1 protein-coding gene is annotated in these 306 nt (G+C 34.3%); it reads right to left on the bottom strand.

Annotated features, from left to right (window positions below):
* A partial coding sequence (locus ACSG5Z_RS30455; RefSeq protein WP_435712811.1) for an ABC transporter substrate-binding protein occupies positions 1-306 on the bottom strand: 306 nt, incomplete at both ends.

Below are 306 nucleotides of genomic sequence, written 5' to 3'. Positions count from 1 at the left end.
ACTTTGTTTTGCGCATTACCTGTCGTATACATTTCAAGGAATGACATTGGATCCATATAATCTGGACTCCAACCTGCGTATGACATTGCGTAATCTCCACTTGCTTCAAGTTTTAATTTTTGTGAAAATGGCTGCATTTTTGTTGAAACTGTTAAACATGGTAAGTTCTTTTCAAATTGGCCTTTTATATACTCTCCGATTTTTTTAGCATCATCAGTATCAAAGTTTAATAGCTCTAACTCTACTTTGTCTACACCAAGTTCTTTTTTACCAGCTTCCCAGTATTTTTGAGCTTCTTTAATATCC

This window comes from Bacillus pretiosus (genome assembly GCF_051294775.1).
GTDB classification, from domain to species: Bacteria; Bacillota; Bacilli; order Bacillales; family Bacillaceae_G; genus Bacillus_A; species Bacillus_A wiedmannii.
Note: the sequence above shows the minus strand (reverse complement) of the source record. Positions and strands in the feature narration are given on the sequence as shown.